This window comes from Exiguobacterium sp. KRL4 (genome assembly GCF_001870785.1).
In the GTDB taxonomy this organism is placed as follows: Bacteria; Bacillota; Bacilli; order Exiguobacteriales; family Exiguobacteriaceae; genus Exiguobacterium_A.
On record NZ_MOLV01000016.1, the window covers coordinates 17664 to 38106 of the forward strand.

The 20443-nt window shown below is 48.5% G+C and carries 21 protein-coding genes, 1 pseudogene and 1 other annotated feature; of the genes and pseudogenes, 2 read left to right on the forward strand and 20 right to left on the reverse strand.

The window, feature by feature from the left end:
• Window positions 1-6 precede the first annotated feature (6 nt).
• From secD to BLD48_RS10470, 9 genes and pseudogenes are all read right to left on the reverse strand, one after another.
• Window positions 7-2218 (reverse strand): annotated as a pseudogene (gene secD / locus BLD48_RS16670) (protein translocase subunit SecD).
• Window positions 2219-2371: 153 nt separating this feature from the next.
• Entirely contained in the window at window positions 2372-2662 is a 291-nt protein-coding gene (gene yajC / locus BLD48_RS10435; protein ID WP_014970891.1) for a preprotein translocase subunit YajC, read from the reverse strand.
• A 71-nt stretch (window positions 2663-2733) separates the two neighbouring features.
• Window positions 2734-3879 (reverse strand): tRNA guanosine(34) transglycosylase Tgt, encoded by a 1146-nt coding sequence (gene tgt / locus BLD48_RS10440; protein ID WP_071500169.1) that lies wholly within the window; start codon window positions 3877-3879, stop codon window positions 2734-2736.
• Complete coding sequence (gene queA, locus BLD48_RS10445; RefSeq protein WP_071500170.1) at window positions 3876-4919, reverse strand: tRNA preQ1(34) S-adenosylmethionine ribosyltransferase-isomerase QueA; 1044 nt, start codon at window positions 4917-4919, stop codon at window positions 3876-3878. The genes tgt and queA overlap by 4 nt, the downstream gene beginning before the upstream one ends.
• Window positions 4920-4921: 2 nt before the next feature.
• Complete coding sequence (gene ruvB, locus BLD48_RS10450) at window positions 4922-5917, reverse strand: Holliday junction branch migration DNA helicase RuvB (RefSeq protein WP_071500171.1); 996 nt, start codon at window positions 5915-5917, stop codon at window positions 4922-4924.
• Window positions 5918-5921: 4 nt separating this feature from the next.
• On the reverse strand, window positions 5922-6515 hold the full coding sequence (gene ruvA / locus BLD48_RS10455; RefSeq protein WP_012370967.1) for a Holliday junction branch migration protein RuvA: 594 nt from the start codon (window positions 6513-6515) through the stop codon (window positions 5922-5924).
• A 128-nt stretch (window positions 6516-6643) separates the two neighbouring features.
• The gene (nadA, locus tag BLD48_RS10460) at window positions 6644-7741 is read right to left on the reverse strand and encodes a quinolinate synthase NadA (protein ID WP_071500172.1); all 1098 of its coding nucleotides are present in this window, start codon (window positions 7739-7741) and stop codon (window positions 6644-6646) included.
• Window positions 7731-8573, reverse strand: coding sequence for a carboxylating nicotinate-nucleotide diphosphorylase (nadC, locus tag BLD48_RS10465; RefSeq protein WP_071500173.1), 843 nt, complete (start codon window positions 8571-8573; stop codon window positions 7731-7733). The genes nadA and nadC overlap by 11 nt, the downstream gene beginning before the upstream one ends.
• On the reverse strand, window positions 8542-9972 hold the full coding sequence (locus tag BLD48_RS10470; protein WP_071500174.1) for an L-aspartate oxidase: 1431 nt from the start codon (window positions 9970-9972) through the stop codon (window positions 8542-8544). Before BLD48_RS10470 ends, nadC begins: the two co-directional genes overlap by 32 nt.
• Before the next feature lie 96 nt (window positions 9973-10068).
• On the opposite strand from BLD48_RS10470, the gene BLD48_RS10475 reads away from it, so the two are divergent.
• Together BLD48_RS10475 and BLD48_RS10480 are read left to right on the forward strand one after the other, a co-directional pair.
• Entirely contained in the window at window positions 10069-11160 is a 1092-nt protein-coding gene (locus BLD48_RS10475) for a cysteine desulfurase family protein (RefSeq protein WP_071500175.1), read from the forward strand.
• Window positions 11161-11179: 19 nt separating this feature from the next.
• Window positions 11180-11722: a transcription repressor NadR gene (locus tag BLD48_RS10480; protein ID WP_071500176.1), complete on the forward strand. Its 543-nt coding sequence runs from the start codon at window positions 11180-11182 to the stop codon at window positions 11720-11722.
• 87 nt (window positions 11723-11809) lie between these two features.
• Here the strand turns inward: BLD48_RS10480 and BLD48_RS10485 are convergent, their stop codons facing one another.
• From BLD48_RS10485 to mreC, 11 genes are all read right to left on the reverse strand, one after another.
• Window positions 11810-13093 (reverse strand): hemolysin family protein, encoded by a 1284-nt coding sequence (locus BLD48_RS10485; RefSeq protein ID WP_083412306.1) that lies wholly within the window; start codon window positions 13091-13093, stop codon window positions 11810-11812.
• Between the two features lie 50 nt (window positions 13094-13143).
• Window positions 13144-14439, reverse strand: a complete 1296-nt coding sequence (obgE, locus tag BLD48_RS10490) for a GTPase ObgE (protein ID WP_014970900.1) — start codon at window positions 14437-14439, stop codon at window positions 13144-13146.
• Window positions 14440-14454: 15 nt separating this feature from the next.
• On the reverse strand, window positions 14455-14940 hold the full coding sequence (locus tag BLD48_RS10495; RefSeq protein WP_014970901.1) for a Spo0B domain-containing protein: 486 nt from the start codon (window positions 14938-14940) through the stop codon (window positions 14455-14457).
• A 69-nt stretch (window positions 14941-15009) separates the two neighbouring features.
• Window positions 15010-15288 carry a 50S ribosomal protein L27 gene (gene rpmA, locus BLD48_RS10500; protein WP_012370976.1) on the reverse strand — a complete coding sequence of 93 codons (279 nt, stop codon included), beginning with the start codon at window positions 15286-15288 and terminating at the stop codon, window positions 15010-15012.
• Window positions 15289-15302: 14 nt separating this feature from the next.
• Window positions 15303-15641 (reverse strand): ribosomal-processing cysteine protease Prp, encoded by a 339-nt coding sequence (locus tag BLD48_RS10505; protein WP_026827819.1) that lies wholly within the window; start codon window positions 15639-15641, stop codon window positions 15303-15305.
• A 3-nt stretch (window positions 15642-15644) separates the two neighbouring features.
• Window positions 15645-15953: a 50S ribosomal protein L21 gene (gene rplU, locus BLD48_RS10510; protein ID WP_012370978.1), complete on the reverse strand. Its 309-nt coding sequence runs from the start codon at window positions 15951-15953 to the stop codon at window positions 15645-15647.
• 15 nt (window positions 15954-15968) lie between these two features.
• Window positions 15969-16038: a sequence feature (ribosomal protein L21 leader region), on the reverse strand.
• A 75-nt stretch (window positions 16039-16113) separates the two neighbouring features.
• Window positions 16114-17454 (reverse strand): ribonuclease E/G, encoded by a 1341-nt coding sequence (locus BLD48_RS10515; protein WP_071500178.1) that lies wholly within the window; start codon window positions 17452-17454, stop codon window positions 16114-16116.
• A 63-nt stretch (window positions 17455-17517) separates the two neighbouring features.
• Window positions 17518-18321 carry a septum site-determining protein MinD gene (gene minD, locus BLD48_RS10520; RefSeq protein ID WP_071500256.1) on the reverse strand — a complete coding sequence of 268 codons (804 nt, stop codon included), beginning with the start codon at window positions 18319-18321 and terminating at the stop codon, window positions 17518-17520.
• A 50-nt stretch (window positions 18322-18371) separates the two neighbouring features.
• Window positions 18372-19046 carry a septum site-determining protein MinC gene (locus BLD48_RS10525; protein ID WP_071500179.1) on the reverse strand — a complete coding sequence of 225 codons (675 nt, stop codon included), beginning with the start codon at window positions 19044-19046 and terminating at the stop codon, window positions 18372-18374.
• 3 nt (window positions 19047-19049) lie between these two features.
• On the reverse strand, window positions 19050-19553 hold the full coding sequence (gene mreD / locus BLD48_RS10530; protein WP_071500180.1) for a rod shape-determining protein MreD: 504 nt from the start codon (window positions 19551-19553) through the stop codon (window positions 19050-19052).
• Window positions 19546-20430 carry a rod shape-determining protein MreC gene (gene mreC, locus BLD48_RS10535; RefSeq protein ID WP_014970907.1) on the reverse strand — a complete coding sequence of 295 codons (885 nt, stop codon included), beginning with the start codon at window positions 20428-20430 and terminating at the stop codon, window positions 19546-19548. The genes mreD and mreC overlap by 8 nt, the downstream gene beginning before the upstream one ends.
• Window positions 20431-20443: the final 13 nt, after the last annotated feature.

A 20443-nucleotide genomic window follows, 5' to 3' on the forward strand; every position in this document is an offset into this window, starting at 1 on the left:
ATCTGATTATGATGCTTGTTTCGATGATTTTAATGTCCGGCCTTTCATGACGAGCCACAGTTGCGCTGCGATGAAGATTGAAGAATACATCCCCATGATCAGACCCACCAGTAAGGCAAGGCTAAATCCACGGATCGCTTCGCTACCAAAGATATAAAGTGCCGCAGCCGTCATGATGACGGTAATGACCGTATTGATGGAGCGGATGATCGTCTGTTGAATCGATTCATTGACGATATGCGACAATTCACTGAACGTCACTTGACGGCCACCTTTTTCAGCAAGACCCAAGTTTTCCCGGACCCGGTCAAAGGTAACAATCGTATCATTGACGGAATAACCGATGATGGTCAAAATCGCTGCGATGAAGTACAGATTAACTTCAATCTGGAACAGTGAGAAGAAGGCAATGATCATCAAAGCGTCATGGAGTAACGCGAGGACCGTCGCAATCCCGTAAAGCGGTTGGAAACGGAACGAGACGTAGATGACGATTCCGAGTGAAGCCAGCAAGACGGCATAAATCGCGTTACGGGCGATTTCCTGACCGACTTGTGCCGACACTGTCGAGATGCTTGGTTCTTTTTTATATTTTGCTTCGATCGTTTGTTTCATTTTCGAGATTTGTTCCTGGCTGAATTCTCCAACGAACGTCACGTTCGCGAGCTTTCCGCCTTGTGCAAATTGAACGCCGTTGATTTCAGCTGCATCAATTCCCGCATCTTCAATGACGGAGCGAACCTCCGATTCCTTAATCGTGTTCGTTGAAGAAATTTCGACCCGTGTTCCTTCTGTGAAATCAATTCCAAGATTCAATCCACGAAACGCAAGCAATAAGACGGAAATCAGTACTAATGCGATCGTAATCGTAAAATAGAGTTTCCGATGTTTGACATAATCAAATTTCGTTGGGTTAAAGTTCACGAATTTCATCCTCCTTTACGCCAAACCAGGTTTTTTTCTTATCAAACCAGCGGCTACTGACGAGAAGTTGCATCAAGTAACGCGAGATGAAGACATTCGTGATGAACGTAACGGTAATCGAGACCATCAGCATAATCGCGAATCCTTTGACGGTACTCGTTCCGAAGTAATACAACACGCCTGCTGAAATCAACGTCGTCAAGTTGGCATCAAGAATCGTACCAAATGAGCGGCGATTACCGGCTTTAAAGGCGGACAAAACGGACTTCCCGCTTCGGAGTTCATCTTTGATCCGTTCTGCCGTGATGATGTTGGCATCAACCGCCATCCCGACTCCGAGTACAAGAGCAGCAATCCCTGGTAACGTCAGGACGGCATTGATTCCGTTAAAGAAGATCATGACGAGATAGATGTAGAATAATAATGTAATGATTGACACTAAGCCAGATACCCGGTAAAACAGCAGCATGAACAAGAAGACGGCTGCGACACCGATCATTGACGCAAACAATGTCTGATCGAGAGCATCTTGACCAAACGCGGCCGAGACAGATGTCGAGTAGATTTCATCCAGTTTCACCGGAAGCGCTCCGGCATTTAGGATCGATGATAATTGTTTGCCGTATTCTGCTGTGATATCACCACCTGAGATGATGGCTTTGTCCGAGTTGATCGGCTGTTGCACCGATGCATCAGAGACGATTTTTGAATTTTCTTTTTGAATCTCTTTTTCGTACGTATCGCCTTTTTCATAATCGAGCCAGATGACAAGACGGTTTGCCGGTGGCTGCATTTGTGATACGTTTTGTGTCACTTCATAAAATTTTTCTTTTGACTTCATCGTCAATTCGACAAGCGGCGCATTCGTCTGTGGATCATATCCGACTTTTGCCCCTTTTGCCTTCAGATCCGATCCATCCAGTAACACTTTGTCATTGATGTCCCGGAATGATAATTCAGCCGTCGATGATAAAATCTGACGTGCTTCACTCTGATTCTTGACACCGGCTAGCTGGACACGAATCCGGTTGTCCCCTTCAATCCGGATGTCCGGTTCCGAGACACCCAGGACGTTTACCCGGTTTTCGATTGCCGTCAGCGTCGCGCTCATCGCGTTTGCATCGATGACATCGCCTTCTTTCAGCGGTTGTACTTCATACAGCACTTCAAATCCACCTTTTAAATCAAGACCCAACTTCGTGTCTTTGAGGAGCCAAGTCGACGTCGTACCGATCAATATGAGCAGCGCGGCAACGATAATGAAAAACGTGGCCAGTTTTCCCTTCTTAATCATGCTACATTGTCCTTTCTCTCTATCCCAGTATATTTTCAGACAACTTTCTTATCCTATCTTAGCTTACATAAAAATTGGTAATGATAGCAATCGTTTTTCTCATATAAAAATAGAAAAGACGCTCCCGAATTCGGAAAGCGTCTTTTTCGAGCCTTATTCGACGATTTCGTCGTCCATGACAGTCGTTGATTTTTTCGTAACTTCTGCGACCGCACTACGGTTAAACGTCAATTGCGCGTTACCCGATTTCAATGTGACCGTTGTCTCATCAACTTTTTGTACGACCCCATGAAGGCCACCGATCGTCACGATCGAATCACCGCGTGATAATTGGGTTTGCATCTCACGCACTTGCTTCTGGCGTTTGTTCTGTGGACGAATCAACAAGAAATAAAACACCACGAAGATCAAGATCATCGGGAGGAATGTCAATAATTGTTGCATCTGAGTCAGCTCCTTTTCATTCAAATCACGTTCATTATACCGTAAAAAGAATGGAATTGTCAGACCATTTATCAGAAATTCTTCGCGTTCGGTAAATTATAGCCGTATTCTTCAAAGAATTCTTCTTTGAAATCAAGCAGACGGTCTTCACGAATCGCCTGACGGACACCTTCCATCAGCTTGACGAGGAAGTGAAGATTATGTGTCGAACAGAGGTGCAGCCCAAACGTTTCCTGCGCACGGATCAAATGGTGAATGTAGGCACGCGAATAATTCTTACATGCATAGCAATCACATTTTTCATCGAGCGGACGAAAATCACGGGCATATTTGGCATTGCGGACGACGAGACGTCCGCTTGACGTCATCAACGTTCCGTTACGCGCAATCCGCGTCGGCAAGACACAGTCAAACATGTCGATTCCGCGAATGGCGCCTTCGATCAAGGCATCCGGCGAACCGACACCCATCAAATAACGTGGCTTGTCTTCCGGCATGAGTGGTGTCGTAAAATCAAGGGCACGATACATGACGTCTTTCGGCTCTCCGACTGACAAACCTCCGACGGCATACCCCGGGAAATCAAGCGATGCAAGATCACGCGCACTTTGACGACGTAAATCTTCGTACTCGCCGCCTTGAATGATCCCGAACAATGCTTGATCCTGCGGCCGTTCGTGTGCCTCAAGGCAACGTTCCGCCCAGCGGCTTGTCCGTTCGACAGAGGCTTTCATGTATTCATGAGACGCGGGGAACGGTGGACACTCGTCAAATGCCATCATGATATCGGAGCCCAACGCATTTTGAATTTCCATCGCTTTTTCCGGTGATAAGAACAGTTTGTCACCGTTCAAGTGATTCCGGAAATGGACACCTTCTTCTGTGATGTTACGTAAATCAGCAAGTGAGAAGACTTGGAAACCACCGGAATCAGTTAAGATCGCTCCATCCCAGTTCATGAATTTATGGAGACCACCTGCTTCTTTAATGACATCATGTCCAGGACGGACCCATAAATGGTACGTGTTCGAAAGAATGATGTTCGCATTCATGTCCTTGATTTGTTCCGGTGCCATCGTTTTGACCGTCGCTTGTGTCCCGACTGGCATGAAGACAGGTGTCTCGAAACTGCCGTGCGGCGTATGGACGATTCCTAACCGCGCACCGGATTGTTTACACGTCTTGATATGTTCATAGGTTACTGCATGTTTTGTCATCGGTTTAATTCCTCTCTCGTTAAGAACATCGCGTCTCCGAAACTAAAGAATCGGTATCCTTGCGCAACGGCTTCTTCATAGGCATGTAATATGTGTTCGCGTGTCGACAAAGCGGATACGAGCATGATCAATGTCGACTTAGGTAAATGGAAGTTCGTGATCAATCCATCGATCCCTTTGATTTCCTGACCAGGGTAGATGAAGATATCCGTCCAACCGGATGCTTCGACGAAATCACCATGATCCCGGATGACGGTCTCAAGAGTCCGCGTCGATGTTGTTCCGACCGCGATGATCCGGCCGCCGTTTTTGCGGGTGTCCCGTAAAATTTGTGCCGACGATTCCGGCAACTCATAGTATTCACTATGCATCTTGTGGCTGTCCACGTCATCCACTGAGACCGGGCGGAACGTGCCGAGTCCGACGTGTAACGTCAACGGTGCGAGGTTCACGCCTTTATCCGTCAAGGCTTTCAACAATTCCGGTGTAAAATGCAGTCCTGCCGTCGGGGCTGCCGCACTGCCCCGTTCCCGGGCATAAACGGTCTGATAACGGTCTTGATCTTCCAACTGTTCATGAATATACGGTGGTAACGGCATCGTCCCCAGTTGGTCGAGCACTTCGTAAAAAATTCCTGTATAGGAAAACTTCAAAATCCGTCCGCCGTCTTCGAGTGCTTCGAGACATTCCGCTTGGAGTAACCCGTCTCCAAAGGACAGCTTCGTTCCTGGTTTAACCCGTTTCGCCGGTTTCGCGAGCGTTTCCCAGACATCCTCACTCGTCTGCTTGAGTAACAATAGTTCAATCTTCCCGCCGGTCTCTTCCTTGACGCCGAACAATCGGGCAGGTAAGACTTTTGTATCATTGATGACCAGTGTATCACCGGCATTGAAATACGACACGATGTCATGGAATTTCTCGTGACGAAGGGCGCCCGTTTCCCGGTTGATGACCATCAACTTCGAACTCGTCCGATCAAGTAACGGGACTTGGGCAATCTGTTCTTCTGGTAAATGAAAATCAAATAAATTTACATCCATCGTTAATTTCCTTCTTTCAATCCTAAATGTTGCCGTGCAAACGGCGTTAAGACACGACCACGTGGTGTTCGTTGTAAAAAGCCTTGTTGAAGCAAATACGGTTCGTAGACGTCTTCGATCGTCTGCGCATCTTCTCCGATCGTCGCAGCAATCGTCTCAAGACCAACCGGTCCACCGGCAAACCGTTCGGCAAGCGAACGTAACAATCGGTGATCGACGTCATCAAGACCTAAAGCATCGACGTGTAAACGATCGAGAGCACTCGTCGCAAGCGTTACATCAATCGCCGTTTGATGGGCGACTTGGGCAAAATCTCGGACGCGTCGTAAGAGGCGATTGGCGACCCGCGGCGTGCCACGGGAACGAAGGGCAATCGCTTCCGCTGCCATCCGGTCCGCTTCAAACCCAAACAAACGGGACGTTCGCGTGACGATCGCAGAAAGTTCCGGCATCGTGTAATATTCAAGTTTCAGCGTCACACCAAATCGGTCCCGAAGTGGTGCCGATAACATACCGGCCCGCGTCGTCGCTCCGACCAGTGTAAAAGGCGGCAAGTCGATTCGGACACTGCGAGCTAGTTCCCCTTGACCGATGACGATATCGAGACAATAGTCTTCCATCGCTGGGTACAAGATTTCCTCGATGGAACGACTCAACCGGTGAATCTCGTCGATGAACAGGACATCCCCCGGCTCGAGCGAGGAAAGGATTGCTGCTAAGTCTCCAGGTCGCTCGATTGCCGGTCCGGCCGTCGTCTTGATTCCGACACCCATTTCATTAGCGATGATTGTTGCAAGTGTCGTCTTACCGAGTCCGGGTGGACCATACAGAAGCACATGATCCAGTGTTTCTTGACGGATTTTTGCCGCTTGGATAAAGACACTCAGATTGCCTTTGGCTTTTTCTTGACCGATGTATTGTTCAAGTGTCTGAGGACGTAAACTCCACTCTTCCTGATCTTCCGCGTGGGCGGATTCTGACAAAATCCGTTCTTCCATGTTCTCACCTCACATTCAATAACAACTGCAGCGCTCGCTTCACATATTGGTCGGTCGACAGCACTTCACCTTGAAGCGCCTTTTTCACTTTTTCGACTTCCCGTTCACTGTAACCAAGTGCCGTTAAGGCTTCACACGCTTCATTTAGTTCGGCATTTCCTTGAGCGAACAATCCTTCACTCGGAATATAATCAGGGGCCAGTTCGGCCAACTTGCCTTTTAAATCAAGCGTCATTTGTTTCGCCGTCTTTTTCCCGACACCCGGGAACTTAATCAAATAACTTTCCTTCTCTTGTTCGATTGCTTCGACAAGCGCATCGACATCCCCCGACGCAACGATAGCAAGTGATCCTTTAGGACCAATCCCGGTCACACCAAGTAATTTCGTGAACAGTGCTCGTTCGCGTCGTGAACGGAATCCGAATAATACTTCTTGGTCTTCTCTGACATAATGATACGTATATACGATAACCTGTTCGTCTCCGGTCCGATAAAAAAACGGGTTCGGTGCTACGATTTTGTAGCCAATCCCCCCGACCTCGATCGTCACGAATTCTGCACAGACATAAGCGACTTCGCCGCGTACGAATTCTATCACTTTAGAACGCTCCCATCCATTAACAAACTCTCGTGTTATTGTAGCATATAACGCGGAAGCTCTTCAAAACGTAATTCCACAAAAAAAACTCTACCATCCGTTGCCGGATAGTAGAGGATCGGATGCGCTCATGAACGTTCGAGCATCCGCTCGAGCGCAAGAACCGCATACCGGGTCGTGTCAGCATCGACGGTGATGACATTCACCGGATGGCCAGCTTCGATTTGTTCGAGTGACCAGGCGAGGTGTGGTAAATCAATCCGGTTCATCGTCAGACACGGACACATGAACGGATTCAGGGAGACGATATCCAGTTCGGGGTGGTCGTGCGCCAGCCGTTGCACGAGATTCATTTCGGTCCCGATCGCCCATTTTGTTCCCGGTTCCGCCTGTTCAATCTGTTGAATGATATACGCCGTCGAACCATTTAAATCAGACGCTGCGACGACTTCAAACGAACATTCCGGATGGACGAGAATCGTTCGATCCGGTTCCGTCCGCCGGAACTGATCAATCTGTCCGACGGTGAACTTCTCGTGGACCGAACAATGCCCTTTCCAAAGGATGACCCGAATGTCGGCATCTGCACCATCAAACAACAACTCATCCGCGATTGGATCCCACACCGCCATCTGTTCGAGCGGAATGCCTAACGCGTGCGCTGTATTTCGACCAAGATGTTGATCCGGCAGGAAAAAGAGGATGTCTCGTTCCGCAAGCGCCCATTCAACCATCTGGACAGCATTCGATGAGGTGACGGTTGCTCCACCATGGCGACCGACAAACGCTTTGATTTCGGCCGTTGAATTGACATACGTCAATGGGAGAATCGAACGGTTGAGACGGTCCGATAAGATCTCGTAGGAACGTTCCGTCTGAAAACCATTTGCCATATCGGCCATCGAACAGCCGGCTCGCATATCCGGTAACACCACCGTATGGTCGCTAGAGGTCAGCATATCTGCTGTCTCCGCCATGAAGTGAACCCCACAAAAAACGGTATACTCCGCTTCCGTCATTTTTTTTGCCACTTGTGCGAGTTGAAGCGAATCTCCCGTCGCATCGGCGAATTGGACGACTTCATCTTTTTGATAATGATGGGCCGGTAAAAATAACCGGGTACCCATCCGGGATTTCACCCCTTCGATCACTGCAATCAATTCTTCATCTGATTTCGTTAAATACTTTTTCGGAATTCCTTTATCGGTAAACAAATCAACCTTCATCTTTTTTTCCTCCTATGATTTTCATACTGATGTCCAGTGCAGGTGCTGAATGTGTCAAGGCACCAAGCGAGATGTAATCTGCTCCGGTATCACAATACGCCGGTAACGTATCAAGCGTGATTCCACCTGATAACTCCACTGTGATCTGTTTCGGAATCCATTTCCGGAACGTCTTGATTTCATCCGGCGATCGATTATCGAGCATGATGATATCGACTCCTGCTGCGACAGCTTCTTTGACTTCTTCGCCCGTCTCGACTTCGACTTCAATTGGTGTTGTATGACCAATCTGCTGTTTTGCCCGTTCGACGGCTGCTGTGATCGATCCGGCGACCGTAATGTGATTGTCTTTAATCATGACCGCATCATCGAGACGCCCCCGGTGATTGAACCCTCCACCGACACGGACTGCATGTTTTTCAAGCATCCGTAATCCTGGTGTCGTCTTTCTTGTGTCCGAAATCCGAATCTGTCCAGCTGCTTGTCGGACCGCCTGATGCGTCAGTGTCGCAATCCCTGACGTTCGTTGAATGAGGTTCAAGGCGACCCGTTCGCCAGTCAGAATCGATTTTAACTGCCCGGACCAGTGAGCCAGCACTTGCCCCCGTTCAATCGTCTGTCCGTCCTTTACTAAAAGATCGTGCTCCACCGCTAACAACGTTGCAAGCTCCGTTAAAACGTGTTCGCCACAAAAAACGCCTGATTCTTTAGCGATAAATCGTCCGACACCTTGCTCATTTCCTGTCAGACAAACTTCGCTTGTCACATCTTGATGACCGATGTCCTCAATCAAAAAATCTTTAAGCTGTTGTTGCAGATGCCATCTGTTCATCCTGTTGCTCTCCTTTTAATCGTTGAATTGCCCCTTCTAGTAACAATCGGGCTGTCCTCTTTTTTAAATGATTGATTTCCGCTTGTCGCCCGGTCTGTTGCCCCGGGTGCTCCGTCATGAGTGTTCGGAGTGCCTTTTCAAGTAATTCCTGTTGCAAGTCGACTTGTAATACTTCAGTCAGCAACTGCTCGAGGCGACTCGTCTCATCATCCGCCATGCTTTGTGTCGTCGGCAGCGGTCTTCGCTTCTCTAACTGAAGCTGTTGCGCGAGTTCTTTTCCGACCACGACACACTCGAGAAGCGAATTGGAAGCTAATCTGTTTTTTCCATGCAAGCCGGTTGATGCCGTCTCGCCGACCGCATATAATCCCGGTACCATCGTCCGTCCTGCTTGATCCGTCTCAATCCCGCCCATTAAGAAATGAACACCCGTCGTCACTTCAACGAGATCCGTCGATATGTTCAATGATTCACATTTTTTAACAAACGTCGGGAATCGAATGTCAATCTCCTTGACCGCTGTCGTATTCAAATAGACCGCTTCTTTTTTTCTTGTCGCTGTAATGACAGCGGCGACTTCGTCACGCGCTGCTAGATCACCTTGCGGGTGACCGGCCATTATCCGCCGACCATCTGCCGTCATTAAATAAGCACCCGCACCACGTAAGGCTTCCGTGATTAACCCCTGGCTCTTGCCGTTGTGGACCAATACCGTCGGATGATGTTGGATATATCCTAAGTCGACTAATGCAGCTCCCGCTTGTTCGGCAAGTACTAAACCATCACCTGTCAAACTCGGGTCATTCGTCGACGTCAGAAACAGTCCACCAATTCCTCCCGTCGCTAGCACGACCGCTCGGGCCGAAATCCGAATCGGGATTTCGCCTTGATACCCCCGCGCCCCGACCACTTGATGATTATTTGTCAACAGCTCTGTCACGACCGTATCTTCTAAGATTGGATGGTGAAGGTGTTGCAACAATTGGTGCATCATCCGTTCCCCTGTCCGGTCGCCGCCACTATGGAAAATCCGTGGCAGACTATGGGCGCCTTCCTGTCCGAGTGTATAGTGTCCCGAGGCGTCCCGATCAAATGTTACGCCAAATGATTCCAATTCCGTGATAGCTTGTCGCCCTGCCGCTGTAATGAACGTGATCGTCTCATCATTGGTCCGTCCCTTTGCGGCTTGTATCGTATCTGCTTGATGACTTAAGTGGTCACGCTCTAAATATGCGGAAGCGATCCCTCCTTGTGCCCGCATGGAATTTGTTTCTGTCCGTTTCCCTTTTGAAACGAGCAAGACGTTCATTTCGGATGGGAGATGGAGTGCAACGGAAACTGCCGCTAGTCCTGTACCGATGATCAAAACATCTACTTCTATCTTTTTATGTAATGACATTTGATTTACACCTCTGTTATTTGTCTTTACTATTGACTTGACAATAAGTTTGGCATATTTTTAGCTGAGTGACAAGATGAAAGGATACGATAACTTATGATTTATTTGGATCATGCCGCCACAACAGCGATGCACCCGGATGCGTTAGAACAATATCGACAAGCAGCAGAACAGGCGTATGGCAACAGTTCCTCGCTTCATGACGCGGGAGATGCCGCCCTTCAACTACTCAATCAGGCACGTGCCCAATTGATGGATTGGTTACAAGTAACAGAAGGTGCCATCATTTTTACAGGAAGTGGCTCGGAAGCTAATTACATTGCGTTAAGTCATTTATTGCGGCAAAGTAAAAAGACAACTGTCTTGACACTAATGTCGGAACACGATTCAGTGACCTTGCCGTTAAAACGATTGGCGAGTAAAACGATTACCATCAGCTTACAAGCGACAGGTGAGTTTGATTGGGTTCAATTCAAGGAAGCATGCACGGAAGATGTCGGTGTCGTCTCGATCCAACATGTCAATTCCGAGACCGGGTTCACTTTTCCGATTTCAGACATCGCAGCTTTTTGCCGTCAAAACGACATCCTGTTTCATTGCGACGGGATTCAAGGTTTCCTGAAACAACCGGTCAACTTGACGGATGTCGATGCCTATACGATCAGCAGCCATAAAGTATACGGACCCAAAGGACTGGGTGCCGTCTATCTGCGGCGTCCCTTGTTCAGTCCTTACTATGAAGCCCATCATGAATACGGGATTCGTCCAGGAACGGTTGATGTCCCGGGGATTGCGGCTTTCCTGATGGCCTGTAGCCGCTACCGCGAGGAAAATCAGCAGATCCAAGCATCGAGTAAAAGATTTCGTGGTATGCTAAAAAAAAGTCTTCCTTCTTCTCAGTATCAAATCATTGAATCGCCTCAACAACTCGACTCGATTTGTGCCATTCATACGAAGCAACGGGATGGTCAATTCGTCCTTCTCGCCCTGAACCGCGCTGGGATTGCCGTCTCGGCGGGAAGTGCTTGTCGCGCAGGCGAAAACGGACCAAACGCGACCTTACGAGCGATCGGTTTTGATGATACGACTGCGCATGGCTTAATCCGCCTGAGCTTTGGTCGAATGACGACCGAAGAAGAAGTGAAGCGATGTATCGATGTCCTCTGTTCTCTAGAGGAATCAGATTAATGGAAAGGTAGGAGTCGTCATGGAAAGAAGACAATCCGGGGAAGAACGCCGGCAAGGATTACTACAATTGATTCAGGAGAGCGAACGACCGGTCACTGGAACTAAACTTGCCAAGCAGGCAGGTGTCAGCCGCCAAGTCATCGTCCAGGATCTATCCTTATTAAAGGCAAAAGGATATCCTGTCGTCGCGACAGCACGCGGCTATTTGTTGAATGATCCAGAGCTCGACGCCTCACGCCACATCAGAAAAGTTGTTTGCCGTCATGGTATTGATCAGCTGAAGGCAGAATGTGATGCGATCGTGGATGAAGGTGTCATCATCCGTGATGTCATCGTCGAACATCCGGTTTATGGATTTTTGACAGGTGAATTGATGCTGAAGAGCCGACGTGATGTCCGGGCTTTGATCGAACAATTAGAGGAGACACAAGCAACACCTTTGTCTAGTTTGACCGATGGTGTCCATCTCCATACACTTGAAGCCGATAGTGAAGCAGCACTCGACGCGGCCATTGAAGCACTGGACCGTCTAGGTATTCTCGTCTCAGAACTGGATGCTTAAGCTGGACGCGACCACTCTCATCAGATAAATGCCACACCAAAAAGGTCCATTCCGTCGAAAAAACGGAATGGACCTTTTGGGAGTGCATCATATGTGTTCATCTATCGATTCAGTGCGTGGCGCATCATCTGGAAAAGTCGCCAAGATCGTCCGGACACGCCGGTTTTCGACGTGAAGGACAGTGAAGCTGACTTGTCCATAAACCATCTGGGTTCCAGCTTCCGGAATGTGACCGACGTCCTCCATGATCCACCCACCAAGTGATTGGGCTTCCGTGTCTGGCATCAATAGTCCGAACTGATGACAAAAATCTTCAATGTCATATTCGGCTAGACATTCATAACGGTTCGGACTCACTTGTTTCGTATACTCCAGTGACTCGTCGTGTTCATCCCAAATCTCACCGACTAGTTCTTCTAAAATGTCCTCGAGCGTGATCAACCCTGCCGTCCCACCAAACTCATCGAGCACGACCGCCATATGGGATTGTTTGACCTTTAGTTCTGGTAACAGATCGATGATATGCGTTTGCGGGACGACAAACGAGACCGGTCGAATCAATTCTCGAATCTCAACGCGTCCATGTTTGACGAATTCTCGCAAAAAGTCACGTTCCGATAAGACACCGATGATATGATCAATCGAATCTTTATAGACCGGTAACCGCGAGAATCCACCTTTTTGGACTTCACGTAAAATGTCATCAAAACTGTCATCGATGTCAATCGCTTGAATATCCGTTCGCGGTGTCAATGCTTCTTCGACCGTGACATTCTTAAAGTCGACGGCTCGATGAACGATCTCCGCACTCGCTTCATCCATGATGCCTTCTTCCTCACTGATATCGACGAGGGCACGTAGTTCCTGTTCCGTGACAAGAGGTCCTTTCGGATTTGCCCCGATCAGTACCAACGCTGCTTGCCGTAACTTGAGGAATAAAAAGATGATCGGTTTAAAAAAGACTAAACATAGATGCAACGGACTACTGATCCAAAATACATACGTTTCCGCATGTTCCCGCGCATAGGATTTAGGGATCAACTCACCAAACAACAAGATGAACAGAAACGTCAAGAAGACGATACCGATTTGTACCAACAAATCGGCTGATAACGATAACGCTAACCAGCCACCGATCATCGCTACACCAAGGTTAGCCAGTGTATTCCCGATCAAGATGGCCGTCAACGTCTCTTCGTAACGTTGCAACAGCCGGAGCGCTTGTGTCGCACGATGGCTACCCTCTTCCGACTGATGCAGGATTCGTAACCGATTCGCACTAGATAACGCTGTTTCAGAAGACGAAAAGAATGCTGAAATGACTAGTAAGACGAAGAACCAGATGAACTGAATCGCGGGAAGTGGGTCCACGATGCTCTCACACTCCATTTCTTAAATAAACTTGTTCGGATTCGTTAGACTTAGAACGATGACTCGATGAATTCGAATTCGAAGTCACGGATTCGAACGACGTCTCCATCAATCGCACCCATCTTACGTAATTCTTCATCGACACCCATTTGACGTAATGTCCGCGCGAAACGTTTGATCGATTCTTCACGCATGAAGTTCGTCATCGTAAACAGTTTCTCGATTCGTGGTCCTTTAATGACGAAGCAATCATCTTCATCTTTCGAAACCGTAAATCCAGCTTCTGGTGCTTCATAGCCATAGACAACACGTGGTGTCGCTGTTTTTTCTTCGAGTTCTTCGAGACCAAATTCAGGTGTCGCATCAACGAGGTCAGCAATCCGGAATAAGAGATCCCGTAATCCTTGACGTGTCGCAGCAGAAATCGCAAAAACTTCTAAATCCGGGAAGGCTTCTTTAAAGGCTTCAAGATTTTCTTCCGCATCCGGCATATCCATCTTGTTTGCGACGACGACTTGCGGACGCTCTGTCAGACGAAGGTTGTAATCCGAAAGCTCTTTGTTGATGATGTTGTAATCATCAACCGGATCGCGTCCTTCCATTCCACTCATATCGATGACGTGGACGATGACTTTTGTCCGTTCGACGTGACGTAAGAACTGGTGACCAAGACCAACACCTTCGCTTGCGCCTTCAATCAGACCAGGTAGATCGGCCATGATGAAACTGCGGCTATCTTCTGTTTCGACTACACCGATATTCGGTGTAATCGTCGTGAAGTGATACGCGCCGATTTTCGGACGGGCTGCTGAGACGATGGATAACATCGTCGATTTCCCGACACTTGGGAACCCGACCAGTCCGACATCTGCGAGCATTTTCAATTCGAGCTTCAAGTACTTTTCTTGACCTGGTTCACCGTTTTCCGCATGTTCTGGAGCTGGGTTCGCTGGAGTCGCAAAACGTGAGTTCCCACGTCCACCGCGTCCACCTTTGGCAACGATGGCTTGTTGTCCGTGATGGACGAGATCGGCAATGACTGCATCCGTATCATCATCGTAGACGACCGTGCCCGGTGGTACTTTAACGACGAGATGGTCAGCCTTACGACCGTGCATCCCTTTTGACATTCCGTTTTCGCCTTGAACTGCTTTAAAGTGGCGTTTGTAACGGAAATCCATCAACGTCCGGAGTCCTTCATCTACTTCGAGAACGACGTGAGCACCATGCCCACCATCTCCTCCAGCTGGACCACCATCTGGGACGTACTTTTCGCGACGGAACGCAACTTGCCCGCGTCCTCCATCTCCTGCTTTTACATAAATATTTACCTGATCGACAAACATGTCAGATCCCTCCTATTACTGTTCTTCCTCTACAGGAAGACTTTCGATTTCGATCACACACTCATGTTCCGTCTGTGACTCGATCTCCATCGGCGTCACTAGATCTTTAAGGCGCGACATATCTAGTAGATCCCGATAGATCTCGATGGTCACGCCCTCATGAAAGGTCACGGATACTTCTCCATTTCCCACTTCTATCATGTCAATCGCAGCTTCTACAATCGTCGCGAGACGTGTATCATCCAGCTGCTTTGGTCTTTCGATTACATCATATTCGACAGTTAGGCCTGTCCAATCTGCTCGTTGCAGTGTGAGCGCCGTTTTCGGTAATCCAATCAAGGAAAGTCGCCCTTCTCGTGACGCTTGTTCCCGGTAGACTGAACAAATCGATTCAACAGCCGCCTCGTCACCAATCGCGCTATAGGAACGAACGAGTTGCAATCGATTCAACCATTCGTGACGAAGTGACTTCAAAAGATCCAGTACCTGCTCATCCTTCATCAGTCGTTCCCTCCTAAAAAAAACAGACCCTAACCCCTGAAAGTGGCTAGAGTCTGCTTCATCGATCACTTATGCTGGGTAAACGCTGACTTGTTTTTTGTCGCGTCCGAGACGTTCGAAACGAACGACACCAGTTGCAGTTGCGAAAAGTGTATCATCGCCACCACGTCCGACGTTCATACCTGGGTGAATCTTCGTACCGCGTTGGCGGTAGAGGATTGAACCAGCAGAAACAGTTTGACCGTCTGCACGTTTCGCCCCAAGGCGTTTCGATTGCGAGTCACGACCGTTCTTTGTCGAACCTACCCCTTTTTTCGATGCGAAGAACTGAAGATTAAGTTTCAACATGTGGAATCCACCTCCTATATTTGTTCAAGTTGGATAAACTCACCGTAACTTTCGGCGATGGTTCCGAGTTGGACCAACATCGCTTCCAGTAACAATTGGGTGCGTTCACTGACATCCGGTGCTAAGTCAGCATACGGTTCTACATAAAAGTAGCCACCTTCTTGTTGTTCTGCCATTTCAAGGAGCAGGACCTGCCCGAGCAGTGATTCGATGGCATTGTATGCCCCGAAGATCACACTTGATGTGCCGGCACAGACTAAATCCAAACCAGGCTCAGCGAACTCGGCATGTCCTGTCACTTCGATGGAACGGATCAACTCCGCTTCATCTCGTCGAATCTTGACACGTATCATGGCTTACGCTTCGATTTTCTCGATGCGGACCTTCGTGTAAGGTTGACGGTGACCTTGCTTACGACGGTAGTTCTTTTTAGCTTTCATTTTGAAGACTGTGATCTTTTTCGCGCGAGCGTGTTTGATGACCGTTGCTACGACCTTCGCACCTTCTACGAGTGGAGCGCCGACTTTAACATCGTCACCACCAAGGATCAAGACTTCGCCGAATTCTACTGTGCTGTCGACGTCTGCGTTTAATTTCTCAACGTAGATCTCTTGGCCAGCTTCGACTTTAACTTGTTTACCACCAGTTTTAATAATTGCGTACATTACGTGCACCTCCTCTTAGGAACTCAGACTCGCCATCACGGGCAGCGGATGCTTTAAGACCCGGTCTGTGCGGTTGTAGTCATTTGGGTGCTTCCAAACGAACTAACGTTATTCAGAATACCAAACGATGAGGCAGATTGTCAATAACGTTCTACCCGAATTATTGTTGTCTTTTAACAAAGTCGTCACAGTCAACTTTTGTTCCCGTAAATAAAATTCCCGTTTCACCTTCTACAAGGATCAGTTCGAGTGGACTTTCTTCAAGTAACAATGGACTGAGCGAAGCAAGGGGTGCCCGGACGACAGCGGCTTCGGCATAGGTGGCGATTTCTTTTAAGCGAGGTTCGAGTTGCCGATGAATCGCGATCCGAGACGGTTGTCCCTGGTCGAGTGACCGTTCGAGTAATGACTTCCCGTGACGTTGTCGTGTCAGTTCACACAAGCCCATCTTCGTAAAACCATGGATTTCAATCTGTTTCGATTCGTGTGCGGCCCGTTCCTTCAAGAGTTGTGTCACCCGTGTCTGCCCTTTGCTCGAGCCACGTAAAAAATCAACGGCAATCATTCCGCTAATATTACGTAAACGGAGTTGGCGCATGATTTCGACGGCTGCCGCTTCATTGATTTGATCAAAGGTCCGTTTTTGTTCCTTGACGGAAATCGTTTTTCCGCTGTTGACATCGATGACGGTCATCGTCTCGACTTCCTCAATCAACAAGTATGCCCCACCGTCTAACCAGACGACCTTATCGAGCGCTTTTTCGATCGTCCGGTCCACTTGCTCCATTGCGGGCAGACGCCCTTTCACGACTGGTCGTTCAACCCGTAATCCCATCTGTTCGAGTCGTTCTTTATCGAGCCGATGTGTCACCAGGGCTTCTTCGACATGACTCAGCCGTTTCGCTTCTTGAATGACCAACGATTCATCTTGTTCTAACGTCGTCTGTCGCAACATGTGCTGATGACGTGCACGTAACTGGTTGAGTTCCGCAATCAGTACCGTGGCTTCCGCCTGTGTCGCCTCCGTCCGGTACAATACCCCTTCTGCTGCTTCCAGTGTAATCATCTTCGCGAGTTGTTGCTGGACAACAAGATCAAGCTTCCGGCTGAAGCGGACACGGCGACCATACGGGAAATAGACAAGGAAACGTCCGCCATACGTAATATTTTGTGTCACTTTATGCTGTTTCGGTGCTGCCCCTTCCTTGACGACCTGTACGAGCAACGTCTGACCGACTTGGACGGCTTGTCCGATGGTCGGAACGTCCGGATAACGGCGTAGCGTCTCCAGTGTTTCGTTGATCGGCAAATACAGTGGCGTGCCGTCCGTCGCAATCAAAAACGCCGCCTCGAGCGTCGGATGCAATCGGTCGACCTTTGCATGCAGCAATGTCCCGACACGAATCTCATCCCGCATCCGTTCGTGGTATTCGATGACCCGACCACCTTCTACTAATGCCACCCGTTCCAAGGACGGGGTCTGTTCACTAATCCATTTCATCTTAATTCCTCCATGAAAAATAGACTAGAAGCATAAAACCCTTCTAGTCTATTTTTCCCCATCTTATTTCATGCCAAGCATTTTTTTCAGCTTCACGAAAAATCCTTTTTGTGGTTGTTCCATGATATCGAGCAGAGGGACCGATTCCCCCAGAATCCGTCGCGTGATGTTCCGGTAACCGAGACCTGCCCGGTTATCCGGGTTCATCGTCACGGGGACACCTCGGTGTGACGCCGCGATGACTTCCTCATCATCGACGATCAATCCGAGCAGATCAATCGACAAGATACGCATGATTTCGTCGATATCGAGCATATCACCCGATGCCATCATATGCGATCGGACACGGTTGACGACAAGTTTCGGAACGATTTTACGTTCCGAACGTTCGAGCATTCCGATGATCCGGTCTGCGTCTTGGACCGCTGCTTTTTCTGGCGTCGTGACGATGACCGCTTCGTCTGCACCGGCAATCGCGTTCATGAACCCTTGTTCAATCCCGGCCGGGCAGTCAATCAAAACAAATTCGTACTCCAGTTTTAACGTATCAATGATGGCTTTTACCTGTTCCGGTGTGACGGATGATTTATCCTTAGACTGGGCAGCAGGTAACAGGTACATTTCTTCAAAACGTTTATCACGAACGAGGGCTTGATGCAATTTACATTGCCCGGTCACGACATCAACAATGTTGTAGATACTCCGGTTGTCGAGTCCAAGTACGATATCCAGATTCCGAAGACCGATATCCGTATCGACGAGACAAACCGAATGGCCCATCAGTGCAAGCGCTGTCCCGATGTTTGCGGTTGTCGTCGTTTTCCCAACTCCACCTTTACCAGATGTGACGACGATGGCACGCCCCACATGCGTTTTCGCATCTCTATGTACCTGTTCTTTCACTTGTTCCATATCTGTCACCCTCTTTCACTATCAATCGCAAACTGATCCATCCGCGCAAGCGGGACGGTTTGAAGACGGGAAAATTCAACCCCTGTGTCTCCTACAAACGCACAACCCATTTCTAACGCCTTTACCGGCGCATCATCCGGATCTTCGTAGACGAAGTCGGAAATCGAAATCCATTTGGGTTGTAAAATACTTGCGGCAATCACAGCTTGCTGATTCCCACCCTTCCCTGCATGAACGGTTCCCCGCAATGCGCCAAGACAATAAATACTGCCCGTAGCATGCACGACGGCCCCTGGATTGATGTCGCCGATGACGACAATCGACCCTTCGACGTCTACGACATGTCCACTGCGGGCCGTGCCGCCAAAGTAATGAAACGTTCGTTCGCCGTAGAGCGCTTTCGCTTCATCCTTCGTCAGACACTCACTGTCATAGCCGTTAAACGAAAATGAATCATGACGCGCGACGATGGACTCGACAGCCGTCACAACGCCTTCGTCGACATAACGTCGACCGAAGAAGAAGGTAATCGGCACGGCGCGTCCGTTCTCGACGGATTTGTCGGCAAGCGTCAATTCTAAATCGTCAAGAAATTCATCCACACTGCACCTTTCATTTACATAGACGGCGAGGCCACCACGATGACCTTTCATCGTTACATAACGCTTACGCTCAATCATGACTCATCCTCTTTTCTCAGCAAATGTGGATTGCACCAGTCGTGTCATCGGATAATACAAGACGATGATCCCAACCAACTGGGCAATGAGACTCCTTGGAATGATTTGCGTCGCCAGCTCCTTAAAGGGAACGTCGACACCTACGACCGAAGCCGTGAAGAAATAAATATCCAGTTCAAACAAAATGGCGCTGAACGTAAAGGTGACGATGATCGTTAATACGTTCTCCTTTACATATTTTAGCACGAAGCTACTAAAAAGCGGAATGGCAGATAACGCAAATAAATAAATTCCGATGATATCCGAGTAGACGAAATCATACAACAGTCCAAACAACAGACCAAATCCAAGCGCCTGTTCGATTTTTCCGTAACGCCCTAAAAACATCAAGGCAATCAATGTGACGTGGACGACATACGGTGAACCGTCCCCAAGCGGACCCGCAAAGAGTGTCCCTTCCAAGATAAAAAGAAGGAACACGGCGAAAAACAACTTGATGTTATTCACTAGTGTCCCCTCCCTTGTCGGTCTCAGCGAAAGGTTCCTTCGCTTCTCGTTGGATCACGAAAACGTGACCAAACTGTTCGAAGTCTGCTGCCGGCTTGACGTATGCGATTTTCGAAGCACCGTATTGATCCGATTTCACTTGCTCGATCTTCCCGACGACGATACCGCTTGGATATTTGCCACCAAGACCGGATGTCGTGACGGTTTGCCCTTTTTTCAGTTTGGCATCGTTTGGTATCTTCGTGAACTTCAAGAGATTCGTTTCTTCATCAAATCCTTCGATCGTCCCGAAAACCCCTTTACCCTTCGTATCGTCCGCAACGGCCGAGACATTGTTCGTCCGGCTTGTATCGGATAACAATTGAACGAGTGACGTATAGGCACTCGTCTGGATGACACGACCAATCAGACCATCTGCGGTCACGACTGCCATATTGGTTTTGACACCTTGTTCTTTTCCGATATTGACCGTCACGAAGCGTTGCCATTCAGACGACGTCCGACCAATCATTTCTGCTGGTAGTAACGTGTAATCACGAATCGATCCTTTTAACTTCAACATGTCTTTTAATTCATTGTTCTCACGTTCCAAGTCGCGGACTTTGACGGAGTTTCCCGCATAATCCCCCAGTCGTGATTTTAAATACTCATTTTCCTTATACACATCTCGCACTTCTTTAACCGAAGTGACCGTATCATCAATCCAGCCAATCGGTGTCGCAAAAAGACGTTGTCCTACCCCAACCGTATCGCGGACAAAACTTTGATACCAGTGGGTTTGGTTACGCCCTTGCAGCGAAATCCCGATTAAGATCACCAAAAGGAGAAAACTAAGGAGTGTGATGAGCAGTTTTCGATTATTTAAAAATCGCTTCATCGCTCATCCCGTC